The organism is uncultured Campylobacter sp. (genome assembly GCF_937996225.1).
Lineage (GTDB): Bacteria > Campylobacterota > Campylobacteria > Campylobacterales > Campylobacteraceae > Campylobacter_B.
Genome location: NZ_CALKTC010000067.1, coordinates 1 through 16,741, shown reverse-complemented (window position 1 = coordinate 16,741; position 16,741 = coordinate 1). Strand labels below are relative to the sequence as shown.

Sequence of the window (16,741 nt, the reverse complement as noted above, 5' to 3'; positions counted from 1 at the left end):
GATGTTTAAAAAGGTCATCCACGGGATTTTCGGTACTAAAAACGATAGGATCGTCAAACAATACGCCAAGCGCGCAGCACAGATCAGTGCGCTTGAAGAAAACTACGCGGCGATGGACGATGCGGCGCTTAAGGCCGAATTTGAAGCGTTAAGAGCGCAAATTCGCGCGGGCGAAAAGAGCACGGATGACGTGCTTAACGAAGTGTTTGCTATCGTGCGAGAGGCGGGAAAAAGAGTGCTAAATATGCGCCACTTCGACGTTCAGCTGATAGGCGGTTTGGTGCTAAACGACGGCGCGATTGCCGAGATGAAAACGGGCGAAGGAAAGACCCTCGTAGCGACTTTGGCGGTAGTGCTTAATGCGATGGAGGGCAAGGGTGTGCATGTCGTGACCGTAAACGACTATCTAGCTAAGCGCGATGCCGCGCAAATGGGCGAGCTATATGAATTTTTAGGGCTTAGTACCGGTGTGATCGTAGGCGGCGAATACGATGACGCCAAGCGCAAGGCTGCGTACGCGTGCGACATCACTTATGGCACAAACAACGAGTTCGGCTTTGACTACCTGCGCGATAATATGAAATTTAGCGCGGATGAAAAGGTGCAGCGTGGGCATCATTTCGTAATCGTCGATGAAGTTGATAGTATTTTAATCGACGAAGCCAGGACGCCACTTATCATCTCTGGCCCTACGAACCGCACCCTGGACGGCTACATCAAGGCAAACGAAGTAGCTCGCCAAATGATCCGCGGCGAGGCGCCAGCCGATCCGAAAGGCAAGGCGACGGGTGATTTTACCGTAGATGAGAAAAATCGCGCCGTTTTGATTACCGAAGCGGGAATTTCAAAAGCCGAGAAGCTTTTCGGCGTAGATAATCTTTATAGTCTCGAAAATGCCGTGCTTAGCCACTACCTTGATCAAGCACTTAAGGCGAATTATCTATTTGAAAAGGACGTGCACTACGTCGTGCGCGACGGGCAGGTCATAATCGTGGATGAATTTACGGGTCGTCTTAGCGAAGGTCGCAGATTCAGCGAAGGCTTACACCAGGCTCTTGAAGCTAAAGAGGGCGTGCAGATCCAAGAGGAGAGCCAAACTCTTGCCGACATTACCTTTCAAAACTACTTCCGTCTTTACGAAAAACTCGCCGGTATGACGGGTACGGCACAGACGGAAGCAACGGAATTTTCTCAAATTTACAAACTCGAAGTAGTCTCTATCCCTACGAACGTGCCGGTCATCAGAAAGGATCAAAACGATCTTATCTACAAGACCGAGCGCGAGAAATTTGACGCCGTCATTAGCGAGATCAAGCGGCTAAATTCCAAAGGTCAGCCCGTGCTAGTGGGTACGGCGTCGATTGAAAAGAGTGAGAAGCTGCACGAGCTTTTGGTTAAAGAAAACATCGCGCACTCCGTGCTAAACGCCAAAAATCACGAGCGCGAAGCGCAGATCATCAAAGACGCGGGCGTAAAGGGCGCAGTTACGATCGCTACGAATATGGCGGGACGCGGCGTGGATATCCGCATAGACGACGAAGTGCGCGCTTTGGGCGGGCTGTATATTTTAGGTACCGAGCGTCACGAAAGTCGCCGTATCGATAATCAGCTCCGCGGACGAAGCGGGCGCCAGGGAGATCCGGGCGAGAGTAGATTTTTCTTAAGCTTGGAGGATAACCTGCTTAGAATTTTTGGTAGCGACAAGATCAAAAATATCATGGATCGCTTGGGGCTAAAAGATGGCGAACATATTGAATCAGGCATGGTTTCGCGCGCAGTAGAGAACGCGCAGAAAAAGGTCGAGAGCTTGCATTTTGAAGCGCGTAAAAATATCCTCGAATACGACGACGTCGCAAACGAGCAGCGCAAGACGATCTATAAATATCGCAACGAGCTTTTGGACCCCGACTACGATCTGAAAGATAAAATCATTCAAAACCGCGAGGAATATATCTCTAGCGTGCTTGAGGAGCTTGAAATTTTCGACGGCGCAAATATCAAAGAGGTCGATAAATTTCCGATCGTCGCTAAAATCGCTCAAGAAACGGGCGAGGTGCTCGAAAATAGCGAGCTTGAGAAGGTCGATGATTTCAAAGAGCTGAAAGAAAAGATCATCGGCGCGCTTGCCGTTTCGTATGAAAACAAGATGGCGCCGATCGATCCGCAGCAGCGCAAAAGTATCGAAAAGATGCTTTATTTGCAGATCGTCGATCGCGACTGGCGGGAGCATCTGTATCAGATGGATATCCTAAAGGCGGGCATCGGACTTCGCGGCTACAACCACAAAGATCCGCTTACCGAATATAAAAAGGAGAGCTACAATCTTTTTATGGAGCTTGTAATGCGCCTCAAATCCGATAGCATCCGCTTGCTGCATTCGATCCAGTTTAAATCTAGGGAGGAGATCGAAGCTGAGCAACGCGCGATGCAGGAGCGCATGGAGAGCTCAAACGCCAAAGAACTCGCCGCCGCAAGCACGAATGAAGCGCAGCTAAAGGGCTCAGACGAGTTTGGCGACAAAAAGCCTAAGCGAAATGATCCTTGCCCTTGCGGCAGCGGCAAAAAATACAAAGACTGCCACGGCAAGGGCGGTCCGAAAAAAGGCGGCTTTGCGAGGTAGGCGCGGCGCTCGGTCGTAAGTATCGCACGATCGGTGATCTCGATTGCGAGCATTGCGCGATCGGCGCTTTCGACCTTGCTTTGCTTTTGTATTTAGCGGATCGGTCGAGGGCGGAGCGTCATAAAATTTTAAAAGAGGCTTGATCGCGAGGCGATATAGAGGGCGCACAAAGCTGCGCGAGAGGGTGGAACTTTGGTTTTGAAATTTTAAAATTTAAAAGCGCACTTGGTGCCTTTGGCTACTTGTTTTCGCAGCGCTGTTGTGGCGCACCGTGCTTCAAAGTGCGATCGGCGGCGTTGCGATATTTAAATTTGGTGCGCTAAGATACGGCATGCATTTAAATTTTAAATTTATGCGATTACGGGCGAGCTTGCAAGCGAAATCTGCCTTTAAATTTTTAAGAATTTCAAAATTCTAAAAAAGTTTTAAATTTCTAAAAATTTTAAAATTTTGAGGCATTTGAAATTTTAAAATTTAGAATTTGAGTTTAGAATTCCGAAGTCTCGGCAAAGAGGTCTGTTTGATTTGCTGTATCCGATATCTCTTGGGGACTAAATTTCATGCGTATAAAATAGATTTCGTCGCGATTTTAAATTTTCAAAGTCCGCTGAAGCTTTCATATTTGAAGGCACAAAACTCGTTTTTGGAATTTTAAAATTCCTAAATACTTAAAATTTCACATAGAATTTAGCGCTAAATTTTATGTGAAATTTTACAAGGACGGCTTTTTGGTAAAGTATTTATTATTCAAATATCTCAGATTCGACCGCTCTCAGCCCTTCATTACGCTTTCGGCGCTGCTTGCGTTTTTGGGCGTCGGCGTGGGGCTTACGGTGCTGATCGTCGCGATGGCGATAATGAACGGCTTTGATAAGGAATTCGAGCGCAAGCTCTTTACGATGAACTACCCGATCACGATCCACAGCCACTTTCGCGGCGGTATTTCAAAAGATGACGTGGAGGGGCTGCGGGCGGACTTTCCCGATCTGATCTTTAGCCCTTACATCAGCTCGCAAGTCATCGCCAAAAGCGGCGAGAAGCTCGAGGGTGGGCTGATTTTCGGCGTAAATTTAAACGACGAAAAGCGGATCAACTCCGTCGTCGCAGCAGGCGTCAAAGACGCCAATCTAACGGATTACGGCATCATGATAGGGCGCGGGATCAAGGACGAGTTTATGCTGGATGAGGGCGGCAAGATTACGATGATCTTTACGAAGAGCGATCCGGGCGGGTTTGCGCTGATCCCAAAGATGAAGCGCTTTGATGTGCGCGCGGATTTCAGCTCGGGGTTGATCGCCTACGACAAGGCGTATTCTTACGCGGACGCGAGCGATTTAGCCAAAATTTTAGGCTATGACGAGGGGACCTTCGACGGCGTGCATGTTTTTTCAAACGATCCGTTTAAGGATCTGGAGCGCATCAAAAAAAGCCTCCCCGGCGGTGCTAGCGCCGTGGGCTGGTGGCAGCAAAACGGCAATTTTTTCAGTGCCCTTGCGCTTGAAAAGCGCGCGCTTTTCATCGTGCTGATGCTAATAATCCTGGTCGCGAGCCTAAATATCGTAAGTTCGCTTCTGATGACCGTTATGAACCGTCGCCAAGAGATCGCGCTTTTACTTAGCTTGGGAGCCAGCAAAAAGGAGGTTAAGAGAACCTTTTTTGCGCTCGGAGCCACGATCGGCGGCGGCGGCATCATATTCGGGCTCATTTTGGGCCTATTTGGCGTGTGGCTGCTCGGAAGCTTCGACATCGTAAATCTGCCGGCCGACGTTTACGGAAGCTCGAAGCTACCGATGGAGCTCTCGCTAGGCGATTTGGCGATGATTTTAATCGGCGCGGTGCTTATCGTAGCGCTATCGTCATGGTATCCGGCCAAAAAAGCCACGCAGATCGACGTGCTGCAAACGCTGCGCAACGAGTAAATTTAACGCGGTACCTTTAAAATTCGGCGAAATTTTAAAATTCCAAAGCGGCGCGGCTGTGTTCGGCACGTTGAGCGCGGTATTTCGGCGAGCGGGACGGAGGCTGCGCGATCTTGTGCGACGTGGGTTTGTGCTGCATTAAATACCGCACAAATACGATTAGCGACCTTAGAGCTGCGCTCTTTGCGCGAGATCGCAACCCGCGCAAAGCCTAAATTTGATAAATTTGCTCGTTCAAATTTATTCAAAATTTTAAATTTCAAAGGGGAGCAAATTTTTATGAGCGCTTTTCTAAATTTTGTAAAATTTCAAAACCACTCGAAGATGAAATCATAAAAATCTTGAAAGGATTTATGGTGAAAAAGATCGTTTTATTGCTGTGCGTGACGCTGTTTCTGTGCGGCTGTTCTAGAAGCGGGCCGCAAGACTCCCCCGCCGAGCAAGATACGACACCAAGCCGCCATTATATGGGCTACTATTATGCATAAAACGGGCGCTGCGCAGCAAGCCGCAATACGGGTGCTATAGCGGCGGGGAAATAACAACGTCGCAGTTCCTACTCGCCCATGGATAAAAAAGGCTCAATCCCGCAATATTGGCTGTACGAACGCCAAAACCTGAGCGTGGCGACGCCAAGACGCCTATCCGCTTATGATGCGACGATAAAATTTCATCTTGTTTAAACGGGCTTAAATTCAGGACGAAATTTTTTTTAAAATTCTTTCAAATTCCCATAAAATCCCGCTGAATAAATCTAAATTTTATAAATTTTAGGGTAACATTCCCTATTTCTCAAAAAGGCTTTAAATGACTTTAATCGACGGCAAAAGCATAAGCGCGAAGGTAAAAGAGGAGATCAAATCGGTCGCTTCAAACCTTGCCGCAAAGGGCGTAGAGCCCGCGCTGGCGGTGATTTTGGTAGGCGAGGACGCGGCTAGTAAGACCTATGTCGCGAGCAAGGAAAAAGCCTGCGCCGCCTGTGGGATCCGATCCGTAGCGCACCGCTTGAGCTCCGACGTGAGCGAGGCGGCGCTTTTAGAACTGATAGAAAATTTAAACGAAGACGAAAGCATTGACGGCATCTTGGTGCAGTTGCCGCTTCCAAAGCACATTGATACGAATAAAATTTTAGAAAAAATAAGCCCGCAAAAGGACGTGGACGGATTTAGTGCGATAAACGTAGGCAAGCTTACTAGTGGGCTTTCGGACGGTTTTGTGCCTTGCACTCCGCTTGGCGTGATGCGCTTGCTTGAGGAATACGGCGTGCAGATTGCGGGCAAAAATGCCGTCGTGCTGGGGCGTAGCAATATCGTCGGAAAGCCGATGGCGAGCCTGCTGTTAAATGTCGACGCCACCGTCACTATCGCTCATAGCAAGACGAAAAATTTAAAGCAGCTTTGCGCAGACGCCGATATTTTGGTCGTGGCGGTCGGCAAGGTGCATTTTGTGGGCGCCGATATGGTAAAACAAGGCGCGGTAGTGATCGATGTGGGGATTAATCGCGGCGGCGACGGCAAACTAAGAGGCGACGTCGATTTTGATGCGGTCGCACCAAAATGCTCGCTAATTACTCCAGTACCCGGAGGCGTGGGGCCGATGACGATTGCGATGCTTTTGAGTAATACGATAAAATCGGCGAAAAATCGCTTAAGACAAAGAGCCTAAATGAAAATACTAAGTAAAATTTACAAATTTTTATCGAGTTGGACGGGGACGGTCATCGTCGTTTTATTCGTCATTCTTTTTGTTGCGCAAGCCTTCGTGATCCCCAGCGGATCGATGCGCACTACGCTTTTAGAGGGCGATTTTTTATTCGTTAAAAAATTTAGCTACGGCATCCCGACCCCGCATATTCCATTTGTAGAGTGGCAGGTAGCTCCGGACAGCGACGGAGATGGGCATATCATCCGTGGCGAGGGTCCGAAGCGCGGCGACATCGTGGTTTTTCGCTATCCGCTTAATGAAAAAATGCACTTTGTAAAGCGAAATTTTGCCGTAGGCGGCGACGAGGTGATATTTGATCTAAATAATTTCTATCTTCGTCCGCATGAAGGCGACGAGTTCATTGCCGCAAACTATGATGCTCGCGACATTGTGATTTTGGGCGGCGAAAAATATGTCAAAGAGCCGTATAAATTTAAGGGCATTCACTACGACCCTAATGCTAGAAACTCAATGCTAACAAATGTCAAAATCGCACTTGAGAAGGGTGAATTTTCTATGAAGCCCATTAGTCTAAGCGAAATCCCTCACAGCTTCGAAGCTGCGGGGATAAGCTTCAATGCCTTTTACATCAAAGTGCCGCAGGATGAGTATTTTATGATAGGTGATAATCGCAATAATTCCGCTGATAGCCGCTTCTGGGGTCCGGTACCTTATCGTCTGATCGTCGGTAAGCCGTGGTTTACATATTTTAGTATCGACGCCGATCGCAAGATCCGCTGGGAGCGAATCGGGCGTTTCGTCGATACCTTGCAAAACGATGAGAGCCTAATCTACGAGCAAAAATAAGGAGCGGTAATGCAAATAAATAAAATTTTCATAGCAAGCGATCATGCGGGCTTTCATGCCAAAGAGCAAGCCAAAAAAGCGCTCGCCGCTTTAGGTTACGAAGCGGTCGATCTTGGCACGCATAGTGCCGAAGCGAGCGTGGACTATCCCGATTTTGCGGACACGTTGGCGGATAAAATTTTAGCCGAATGTGAAGCTTGCGCGCGAAGTGAAAATTTTAAAGAAAGTAGCAGCAAAAATTCCGCCACGGCCGCGGAAAATTCCGAAGCGGGCGGTAACGAAAATTTTGTCGCAAGTATAAACGGCTGCGGAAATTTTAACGACGCCGTACAATGTAGCGGAAAAAATGAAAATTTTAACGCTGTTAAAAACGCTAGTCGTCAAAATTTTAACACTAGCGAAAGCATGACTACCTGCGTAAACGCAGCCATAAGCCAGAATGCGAGCAAAGATAAAATTTTAAATTCCACCGACTACGGCATTTACGGCGTTTTGATTTGCGGTACGGGCATCGGTATCAGCATCGCCGCAAACCGCCACGCTCACATCCGCTGCGCGCTGTGTCATGACGCAACGAGCGCTAGACTAGCTAGAGAGCACAACGACGCCAACGTCCTAGCCTTCGGCGAGCGATTGATGGGCGCGCTAGTTATTGAAGATATGATTAGGGCGTTTTTTAGTACCGATTTTGCGGGCGGCAGGCACATTAAGCGCGTCGCAAAGCTAGGCGTTTGCGGTAGTGCGAATTGCGCGCATGGATTTGATGGGGAGAATTTCATGCAGAATTCCGCTCAAAATTTTACGGAACAAAGCTGTGGCGCTAATTTAAATGGGCGGAATTCTAAATTAAGCTTCGTAGGCGAAATCCCTTCTAGCAAAAATCCTATCGGCACGGATTCCGCGTCAAATTTTGCGCGGAGCCTTAACGATAAAAATTCCTTCTTTACCGGCGAGAATTCCTTGATAAGCTTTGGTGGTGCACATCATATAAATTTAAATTCTGCGCACGCAAAGATAATCTTTGATGGGAAAAATCCATTGGGTAAAAATTCTACTAGTGCAAATTTCGCGTTAAATTTTGCGCACGCGGGCGTTTGCGAGAAAAATTTCGCTCAAAAAGCTAGCCGCAAAGATTTTGTCGGTTTGAACCCCACAATTATAAATTTCAAGGTTACAAATTCCTTCTTTATGAGCGTTAAGCCAGAAAACGCAAATTGCGCTAGTGCGGGTTTAACAGATGAGAATTCTGCTATTACGAGCGTAAATTTAAAGGGAGCAAATCTTTCTAGTGCGTATTTTAATGCAACACTCGCTACTATGCGCTTTGCAAATCCAAATGAAGGAGGCGAGCAATGAGCGTAGCATTAGGCGTTTTAGCGCTATTTTTTGCAGCGCTACTTATTCTATCGATCCGAAAAAATTCTAAAATTTACGCCTTACTTCGAAAGAGCGAAGAAAGAATTTCAAAGCTTAAAAGCGATAACGAAAAGCTTAAAACTGCCCTTCGCTTCGGCATTGAGGCCCTGCAAAATGAGGAGAGCGAAAACTGCAGCTTAAAAATCCAAAACGCAAGATTGAAAAGAGGTAAGCTATGAAAAGTCTAAGCAACGAGCAAAAAAGCTATTTATTTCGCTCGATCCGCACCGTGCGCGACTTCCCAAAGCCCGGTATTTTGTTTTACGATATCACGACGCTCGTAGGCGATCGTGAGGCGTTTAATTTCCTGCTTGATCATCTAGCCGAGCGCTACGCCGATTACGGACTTGATTATATAGTAGGCATAGAAAGTCGCGGATTTATTTTTGCAGCGGCGCTTGCCGCGAGGTTGAGGGTCGCTTTTGTGCCGATTAGAAAGCCAAAGAAGCTCCCTTATATCACGATTTCGCAAAAATACAGCCTTGAATATGGCTTCGATCAGGTCGAGATGCACGTGGATGCATTCTCTGGCGTGCAGGATGCCAAGGTGCTGCTAATCGATGATCTAATCGCCACCGGAGGCACCGCACGAGCGGCATTAGATCTCATCGCACAGACGCAGGCTAAGTGTGTCGAGGCGTGCTTTTTATTAAATTTGCGCGAGTTAAACGATCTAGGCGAGTTTTCGCGTCGCACAAACGTTTATTGCGTTTTAGAGGCGTGATTTTGGAAGAGCTACTTAAAAATTTACTGCAAGAATACCACCAATACGCCTATATCGTGCTTTTCGTTTGGTGTATTTTAGAAGGCGAAATCGCACTGATTTTGGGCGGTATCATGGCGCACGAGGGGCACATAAATTTGCCGCTAGGTATCTTTGTCGCGGGTCTTGGGGCATTTTGCGGCGATCAGTTTTATTTTTATATCGGTCGCTACAATAAAAAATATATCAGTAAAAAGCTCGCGGCACAGCGTCGAAAATTTGCGATTGCGCACCTGCTTTTGCAACGCTACGGCTGGCCGATAATTTTAATGCAGCGCTATATGTATGGCTTCCGCGTCATCATCCCGATGAGTATCGGTATCACTCGCTACAGCGCAAAGAAATTTGCGATTATCAATCTTTTTAGCGCTTGGTGCTGGTCGGGCGCGACGATGATTTTGGCGTGGTATTTTGGCGAGGAGATCTGGAGCGGGCTGCGGCTAATCGAGCAACACTGGTATTTTGCGATACCTATCATAGGCGGAATTTTATATCTATTTTTTAGGCTATTTAAACGTATGGAAAATCACTTTATGAACTCACGAAAGGAACGAGATGAAAGTAAAACTGCTAGATCGTAAAATTAACGAGATAGAGGCGGATTTTGAAGTTATTTTAGTTGTGGATAAAAATTTAAATCACGAATTTATTAAAGACACGGATAAGTTTGCGCTTTTTAATTACAAAGGCGAGGGCAATCTGCTGCTTGCCGAGAGCGGGCGGCTGTACGTGGGGATCAAAGAGCTTAGCTTCGATAGGTTGCGAGCGGCGCTTGCGAGCGCATACAACGCGCTTAAGGGCTACGCGATCAAAAATTTTAAAATCGCCTTTTACAAATGCGGATGCGACCGCAGAAGCACGATGGCGATGGTCGAGGGCGTGCTTTTGGGCGGTTATGAGTTTAACAAATACAAAAGCGATAAAAAAAACTCCAGCTTGAGTGAAATTTTAATCTCGACGCAGGAGTACGGCGGCAGTAGCCCCGACGTGCAAAAGATGAACTATGGCGTGCAGCAGGGCACCGTGATGGCAAACGCCGCAAATTTTGCGCGCGACGGCGTCAATGAGATCCCTGAAATTTACACGCCCGAAAAGATGGCGAGCGAGGCTGAAATTTTAGCCTCGAACTACGACGACGTGAGCGTTAAAATTTACGACGAAGACTTTTTGCGCGAGCAGAATATGAATGCGTTTTTGGCGGTCAATCGCTCCAGCGCTCATCCGCCGCGCCTCATCCATCTGATCTGTAAGCCGCAGCGCTGCCTAAAGCGCGTCGTTTTCGTGGGCAAAGGGCTTACTTACGACAGCGGCGGGCTAAGTTTGAAGCCGAGCGATTATATGCTTACGATGAAAAGCGACAAAAGCGGCGCGCTTGCTGCGATGGGCATCATCAAGGGCGCAGCCGAGCTTGAGTTGCCGTTTGAGATACATGCGGTCATCGGCGCTACCGAAAATATGATCGGCGGCGATTCATATAAGCCCGACGACGTGCTACTTAGCCGCAGCGGCGTAAGTATCGAGGTGCGAAACACCGACGCGGAGGGCAGACTCGTGCTTGCCGACTGCCTAAGCTACGCGCAGGATCTTGAGCCTGATCTGCTAATCGATATGGCGACGCTTACCGGTGCTTGCGTCGTGGGGCTCGGCGAATACACTAGCGGCATCATGGGAAACAGCGAGGAGCTAAAGCGTAAATTTAAAGATCTTAGCGGATCAAGCGGCGAGCTATTTAGTATTTTGGAATTTAACGATTATCTGCGCGAGCTAATTAAAAGCAGTATTGCAGACGTCTCCAACTGCGCTTCCAGCAGATACGGCGGCGCGATAACCGCGGGGCTGTTTTTGGATAAATTTATAAAAGATGAGTATAAAGACAGGTGGCTGCACCTTGATATCGCAGGTCCTGCGTATCTGGAAAAGGCGTGGGGCTATTACGCGGCAGGCGCGACGGGCGCGGGCGTGAGAGCAAACTTATATTTCTTGCAGGCTCTAGCCAAAGAGCTGAAGGACGCGTAGATGGGGCTGTCAGTAGGGATCGTAGGGCTTCCGAACGTCGGTAAATCCACCACATTTAACGCTCTTAGCGGCGCGCAAAACGCACAGGCGCAGAACTATCCATTCTGCACGATCGAGCCCAACAAAGCGGTCGTGCCCGTGCCCGATGCCAGGCTCGGCAAACTTGCACAGATCGTTAAGCCCGGTCGCATCGTGCATTCGACTATCGAGTTTGTAGATATCGCGGGTCTCGTACGCGGAGCTAGCAAGGGCGAGGGGCTGGGAAATAAATTTCTTTCAAATATCCGCGAGTGCGAGATCATCCTTCATATCGTGCGCTGCTTCGAAAGCGGCGACATAACCCACGTCGAAGGCTGCGTCGATCCCATCCGCGACATCGAGATCATCGAAACCGAGCTGATTTTAGCGGACATCGAGCAGCTTAGCCGCAAGATCGAGCGCCTAGGCAAGGAAGCCAAAGCAAATCAAAAGGGCGCTAAAGAGGCGCTAGCCGTGGCAAACGAGCTTTTGGCGCATCTAAATGGCGGCAAGCCCGCTTCAAATTTTGCGCTCAAAGAGGACGAAAGCTACATCGCTTTAAATCGCGAGCTGCGCCTGCTTAGCGCCAAGGACGTAATCTACGGCGCAAATGTGGATGAAGACGGCATCGCGCAAGATAACGAATATGTCGCGCGCGTAAGAGAATACGCAAACACCCGCGGCGCCGAGGTGATCAAGCTCTGCGCCAAGATCGAAGAGGAGCTGATAGGCTTAAGCGACGAGGAGACGCACGAGATGCTGCAGAGCCTGGGCGCGCAGCAAAGCGGGCTGGAGCTCATTATCAAGCGCTCCTTTGCGAAGCTCAGCCTCATCAGCTACTTTACCGCGGGCGAGATGGAGGTGCGCGCGTGGACGATCACGAAGGGCTGGAAGGCTCCGAAGGCCGCGAGCGTGATCCACAACGACTTTGAGCGCGGATTTATCAGAGCTGAGGTGATCGGATTTGATGATTTTATCGCGTGCGGCGGCGAGAGCAGGGCGAAAGAAGCGGGTAAAATGCGCCTTGAGGGCAAGGACTACGTCGTGCAAGACGGCGACGTAATGCATTTTAGATTTAATGTTTAATTTGCGCTGCATTCGAGCGAAATTTAAAATTACAGGGTTTTAATTTGTGCTGAATTTGCACATCCGATTCAAATTTTTAAATTTGCGAAATTTGAATTTCTATGGCGTGTGAGAATTTGAAAATTTAAAAATTTTAGTTGAAAGCAACGATTTAAAATTTTTAAATTTCATAAAAAATCCCCGGGATCGAACGTATGCTCGGGTTCGGCTCGATTTTAAAATTATATAAATTTAACTTGCGCAGGACGGAACTTTAAACATTATCGTAAGTAAGCTCAACTTTACAATATCTATGCATTTTAATTCGCCGTACCTTTCGGTGGGCGAATTTTGCGCACGGACTATAGATATGAATCTTTTGCCAAAATCCGAAGCTAAAAGCAAAATCACGGGCAGAATCGAAATTTGCGCCTCCATACATTGCGCAAAGGTATCGACATATTCGCGCTTTTTGAGATTAAGGGCGTGCGTTTTCGCATACGCTGCTCGGTTTTAGCGAATTTCTATGATTGCGTATCGTTAATATTTATTTTAATGGGGCTTCTCGCCTATCTTAACGCGAGTGTGCAAAAATTAAAATTTTAGCGCGAACGCCACAGAAAGTAGTGTGGATTTTACGAAATTTTACCGAAATTTGGAGGAAAATAATGTGGCATTTAAAAAAGAAAGCTTCAAGTGAATTGAAATTTTTCACAATTATCGGCAAGATGGAAAACTTAGAAACAGACTGGGGGCGAGACGGACTGTATATAACATTTGAGGTAAAAGGAATAAGATTTTTCGACTATCCCGATCAATGGTTTGCTGATAACGGCGATATAGTCGAGGTAACGTATTGTTATCTTTCCCCTGAGTCGCCCAGCATAACGCATATTTCGATTTTAGCTAAGTATTCAAATTATATGAGAGCGAAACAGGCTCTAGCTATAATTTGGGATTTTATATTAATAGCCTTTTTAATCGTAACGTTTCCCATATGGTTTTACGGTATTAGTAAGTTGTCTATTTTATTATATATTGCCTTGGGGTTCTGTATCTTACAAAGAGCTTGTAAAAAAATCAAAATTTTATATGAAATCGAGAAAAATAGAGGCTAATTCGTCTTTATTTTTCCGCGTATTAAATCATAAATAAAAAACATTTGTCTTAAGCATCGTCTTGTGCGCCTTATCGTAGGTCTCATTCTGCCGCCGTAGTTTTGCGTGCGGTTGTCAAACGCCTTCAGTGTTTTTAACTTATCTTTGTTGAGATTGTATGGCGCGCAAATTTTGGTGATATAAAAATTTGCCTTTGACCTTCGTAAAAAAGCTTATCGATAGAAATGTAAAATTTATACCGTACGGCGGTAGGTTCTGAGCCAAAACCGCATAAACGAAAGCAGCGATATACAAATTTAATGCGCGCGCAAAATGTTACCGTTCGGCAAAAATTATATCGCTAAAAATTTTATCAAAATGCCAAAAATACGAAGTGATCTTGCTCTTGCGTTGCAAAGGCTCATTGGATATAAATTTAAAGCGTAAATTGCAAAGCAGGGCTCAATTCGATCAAATCGAGACTTCGATCCAAAATTCGTTTTAAATTTTGGATCGAAACATACCCAAGACCTAAAACGTTACCTCCCAGTTAAATCTAAAATTTCTGCGCGGCGCATAAAACCTACCGATGCCCGCACCCGTCGCTTGATCGATCATATTGACCGTTCCAAAAGCCCTGATCGAGCGCGCGCTATCCCAAGTGATATATTTGGCGTTGGTTAGGTTGTAAACGCCTAGACTAAAGTTAAAATTTTTTTGCGGCTTTGCATAAGCAATAACGTCCACTACCGTATAATCACCGCTTCGCCAACCTTTGGTATTATCGGTTACGGGCTCTCCGTTTACTATAGAAGCATCGATGTGCCCCCAATACGGATCCGTTCTTTCGACTTGGCTTTTCCAATACATATTGTAGGTATCTTTGCGCTTCTTGGCTCCTACGTCAGTTATGAAAAGATCAATGCCATATTTGTCGCCGGGCGTAGAATAGCCGATATTATAGACGGAAGTAGGCGGTTGGATCGCATTCATAGGCACCTCTTCGCCCCTGCTGCATCCGGAGTTTGAATTATTGGCGTTTGAGCCGTTGCTGGCGCACGACATTCTGCCCTTTTGTCTGCTATATTTATATCCCAGCCTAAATCCCTCCAGGCTCTCCGATACATCGCCGAGCTCCAGATGGGTATTTATCTCAAATCCATGCACTTTGGCGCTATCTCGGTTTACGTTTTGATAAAACGGATAGGGTATCTGCTGATCTACGACTTGTAAATTTCCCAAAAATTCAAGATCGATAAAATTTTTATAATCCGTCTTAAAAACATCGAAAGTTATGCGGCTTCTCTCGCTATAAAAAGTAAGAGCGATCTCTTTCGTCCTTGCAATTTCTGGTTCTAAAAATATATTAGGACGGATAGAAAAGTCCGGATGCTTAAAGGTCATATACGCCTCATCCGATGTCGGAGCGCGGAAGCCTTTGGAGCCCTTTAGTTGTATCCTCATCCAATCCAGTGGGTCTAAATTTAGACCTAGTTTATATGAGTTGCTGTTGTATTGTTTTTCTCTTAGTAGGAATTTTAAATTTTCCTGATAATTTTGTTCTCCGTAAGGAGTGTAATAGCCATGCACTCCATCGTAAGGATTATAAGGATACGGCACCCATAGACCGGTTATGATGCCTCTTGGCACTTCAGGATGGCCGGTATATTTTGGTTTATGGTTTACAAAATCTAAGCGATAACCGAGATCGAAGCCTACGTATTTAGTTATTTGAATTTCATCCCCGATATAGCTTGCTACAGTCGTAGTTTGCACTGGGATCAGATAGGTACTCACCGCAGTGGTATTGCTTCTTTGACTACCATTCATATGGTAATTAGGGTTTGGCACGCCACCTCCAGGAGTTCTACCGAAGAGTATATTATCCCACCATTGTGAATCACCCGAGTAAAATCCATCTTTATTAGTCATAGATTTATCTGTTTGATCCAAAAGTCCGCCGTATGATATAGAATTATCTATCAAATTAAATAGACTAAATTCTTTTTCTAAGTCTAGATTAACCTGAAATGTCTTAGTTTCTAGAGTCCTATCAGTGTATTGGACGGAATTGTAACCATCGGTATATGGAGTTAAATGAAATAGCTTATAAGCCTTTGTCATAGTATCCATATCGCTCGGATCTCTTTTTATAGTCCCGTAAACTCTGCCGTCAGGAAGAGTATGCTTTTCTATCTCTCTTTCCACTAATTCGTAATTATACTCCCAAGTATCTCCATCGTATGTTTCTTTTAATACTTTGAATTTTTTATTACAATTTACTTTGGAACAATCCAAATAATATCCTTCACCATCCCTTTTTTTATAATCACTGCCCCTATTTAGAATATTGCCCGAACCATCTTTAATAATTTCTTCGCCTTCTTCGACAGGTCGCGGATCAACGCTTAGGGGTCTATTGTTTTTATCTACGATATCATAACCGCTTGAGCTTTCATTTAGATGCATCCCAGAAGGATTTTGCACATTCTGGCATCTATTGCCTTGGCAACCCTCTTTATTTATTGCACGGTTCTTAATATTTTGCCAAGAATACGAAAGTTTGACACTGTCCCAAAGTGGAGTATCTCCGACATATTCGTAGCTAAACTGCACGTTTTTTCTGGTAGAGCTATCGTGGTTTGTCCTATTTCCATATCGTTCCGGAGCATCCGGACGGCTACCCATTCTTAACGTATAAGAAAGATCCTCGCCGTCGGAATTTTGCTTCGAGTTATCTATCGCGATAGACAATCTATGGTTATCGCTCGGCTGAAATCCCACCTTTACGAGCGTACTTTTTTTGGTTATGGTATATGGGTCTGCTTTTTCGCGAGTTTTACCTATGTGAAGTTTGTCCTCTTTACTATCATATATGTCGTAGAAATAGTTTTTTCTTTCATGTCCGTGCCTATCGGTGTTTATAACCAAAAGATCAAACCAGCCGTACCTAGCTGCGCCGGTGAAGGAGTGGAAATTTTGACTATCGACGCTTTGATAGCCCTGTTTAAAGCCGAAACGATAGTTCTTTTCCGTCAAGAAATCCCTGGCGTCTTTGGTTTCAAACATAACCGATCCGCCGAGTGCGCCGCTTCCCGCTTTTATGGAATCGGCTCCTTTGGTGATATTGGCCGTTTTGACGTTTTCCATCTCTACGCCGTTTCTTGTGTTGTTAAAATTTCCATACCCTTCAAAGAGGTCTTTAAAGCCCTGCGAGCTCAAGGTCTCTGCCTGACGAAGCCCGTCCACCGTGATAGCCACGCGGTTTTCGTCCACTCCGCGAACGGCATATCCGCTAGCGCCGAATCTGCCCGTC

12 protein-coding genes and 2 pseudogenes are annotated in these 16,741 nt (G+C 46.3%); 13 read left to right on the top strand and 1 reads right to left on the bottom strand.

Annotated elements, in window-relative coordinates:
• Position 1: 1 nt before the first annotated feature.
• The 13 genes and pseudogenes from secA (at position 2) to Q0174_RS07690 (ending at position 13,446) form a co-directional block, all read left to right on the top strand.
• Positions 2-2,620, top strand: coding sequence for a preprotein translocase subunit SecA (secA, locus tag Q0174_RS07750; protein ID WP_298043070.1), 2,619 nt, complete (start codon positions 2-4; stop codon positions 2,618-2,620).
• Between the two features lie 728 nt (positions 2,621-3,348).
• Complete coding sequence (locus Q0174_RS07745) at positions 3,349-4,539, top strand: ABC transporter permease (protein WP_298043068.1); 1,191 nt, start codon at positions 3,349-3,351, stop codon at positions 4,537-4,539.
• 356 nt (positions 4,540-4,895) lie between these two features.
• Complete coding sequence (locus Q0174_RS07740) at positions 4,896-5,027, top strand: hypothetical protein (protein WP_297896595.1); 132 nt, start codon at positions 4,896-4,898, stop codon at positions 5,025-5,027.
• 319 nt (positions 5,028-5,346) lie between these two features.
• The gene (gene folD, locus Q0174_RS07735; protein ID WP_298043066.1) at positions 5,347-6,204 is read left to right on the top strand and encodes a bifunctional methylenetetrahydrofolate dehydrogenase/methenyltetrahydrofolate cyclohydrolase FolD; all 858 of its coding nucleotides are present in this window, start codon (positions 5,347-5,349) and stop codon (positions 6,202-6,204) included.
• Positions 6,205-7,050, top strand: a complete 846-nt coding sequence (gene lepB, locus Q0174_RS07730; RefSeq protein ID WP_291937048.1) for a signal peptidase I — start codon at positions 6,205-6,207, stop codon at positions 7,048-7,050. It begins immediately after the preceding gene.
• A 9-nt stretch (positions 7,051-7,059) separates the two neighbouring features.
• Positions 7,060-7,224: pseudogene (locus Q0174_RS07725) on the top strand (RpiB/LacA/LacB family sugar-phosphate isomerase); the annotation flags it as partial.
• 309 nt (positions 7,225-7,533) lie between these two features.
• Positions 7,534-7,776 (top strand): annotated as a pseudogene (locus Q0174_RS07720) (RpiB/LacA/LacB family sugar-phosphate isomerase); the annotation flags it as partial.
• 626 nt (positions 7,777-8,402) lie between these two features.
• On the top strand, positions 8,403-8,645 hold the full coding sequence (locus Q0174_RS07715) for a hypothetical protein (RefSeq protein ID WP_177388948.1): 243 nt from the start codon (positions 8,403-8,405) through the stop codon (positions 8,643-8,645).
• Complete coding sequence (locus tag Q0174_RS07710; protein ID WP_005870566.1) at positions 8,642-9,190, top strand: adenine phosphoribosyltransferase; 549 nt, start codon at positions 8,642-8,644, stop codon at positions 9,188-9,190. The genes Q0174_RS07715 and Q0174_RS07710 overlap by 4 nt, the downstream gene beginning before the upstream one ends.
• A 2-nt stretch (positions 9,191-9,192) precedes the next feature.
• A complete protein-coding gene (locus Q0174_RS07705; protein WP_005870565.1) occupies positions 9,193-9,810 on the top strand; it encodes a DedA family protein in 618 nt (205 codons plus the stop codon).
• Complete coding sequence (locus Q0174_RS07700) at positions 9,785-11,245, top strand: leucyl aminopeptidase (protein WP_298043064.1); 1,461 nt, start codon at positions 9,785-9,787, stop codon at positions 11,243-11,245. Before Q0174_RS07705 ends, Q0174_RS07700 begins: the two co-directional genes overlap by 26 nt.
• Positions 11,246-12,349 (top strand): redox-regulated ATPase YchF, encoded by a 1,104-nt coding sequence (ychF, locus tag Q0174_RS07695; RefSeq protein WP_298043062.1) that lies wholly within the window; start codon positions 11,246-11,248, stop codon positions 12,347-12,349.
• 647 nt (positions 12,350-12,996) lie between these two features.
• Positions 12,997-13,446 carry a hypothetical protein gene (locus tag Q0174_RS07690; RefSeq protein ID WP_298043060.1) on the top strand — a complete coding sequence of 150 codons (450 nt, stop codon included), beginning with the start codon at positions 12,997-12,999 and terminating at the stop codon, positions 13,444-13,446.
• 510 nt (positions 13,447-13,956) lie between these two features.
• On the opposite strand, the gene Q0174_RS07685 is transcribed toward Q0174_RS07690, so the two are convergent.
• On the bottom strand, positions 13,957-16,741 hold a 2,785-nt coding region (locus tag Q0174_RS07685), incomplete at its 5' end, for a TonB-dependent hemoglobin/transferrin/lactoferrin family receptor (protein WP_298043056.1).

Coding starts and splice junctions, on each gene's coding strand:
- lepB (WP_291937048.1), top strand. CDS start 6,205: ATGAAAATACTAAGTAAAATTTACAAATTTTTATCGAGTTGGACGGGG.
- secA (WP_298043070.1), top strand. CDS start 2: ATGTTTAAAAAGGTCATCCACGGGATTTTCGGTACTAAAAACGATAGG.
- ychF (WP_298043062.1), top strand. CDS start 11,246: ATGGGGCTGTCAGTAGGGATCGTAGGGCTTCCGAACGTCGGTAAATCC.
- Q0174_RS07690 (WP_298043060.1), top strand. CDS start 12,997: ATGTGGCATTTAAAAAAGAAAGCTTCAAGTGAATTGAAATTTTTCACA.
- folD (WP_298043066.1), top strand. CDS start 5,347: ATGACTTTAATCGACGGCAAAAGCATAAGCGCGAAGGTAAAAGAGGAG.
- Q0174_RS07700 (WP_298043064.1), top strand. CDS start 9,785: ATGAAAGTAAAACTGCTAGATCGTAAAATTAACGAGATAGAGGCGGAT.
- Q0174_RS07715 (WP_177388948.1), top strand. CDS start 8,403: ATGAGCGTAGCATTAGGCGTTTTAGCGCTATTTTTTGCAGCGCTACTT.
- Q0174_RS07710 (WP_005870566.1), top strand. CDS start 8,642: ATGAAAAGTCTAAGCAACGAGCAAAAAAGCTATTTATTTCGCTCGATC.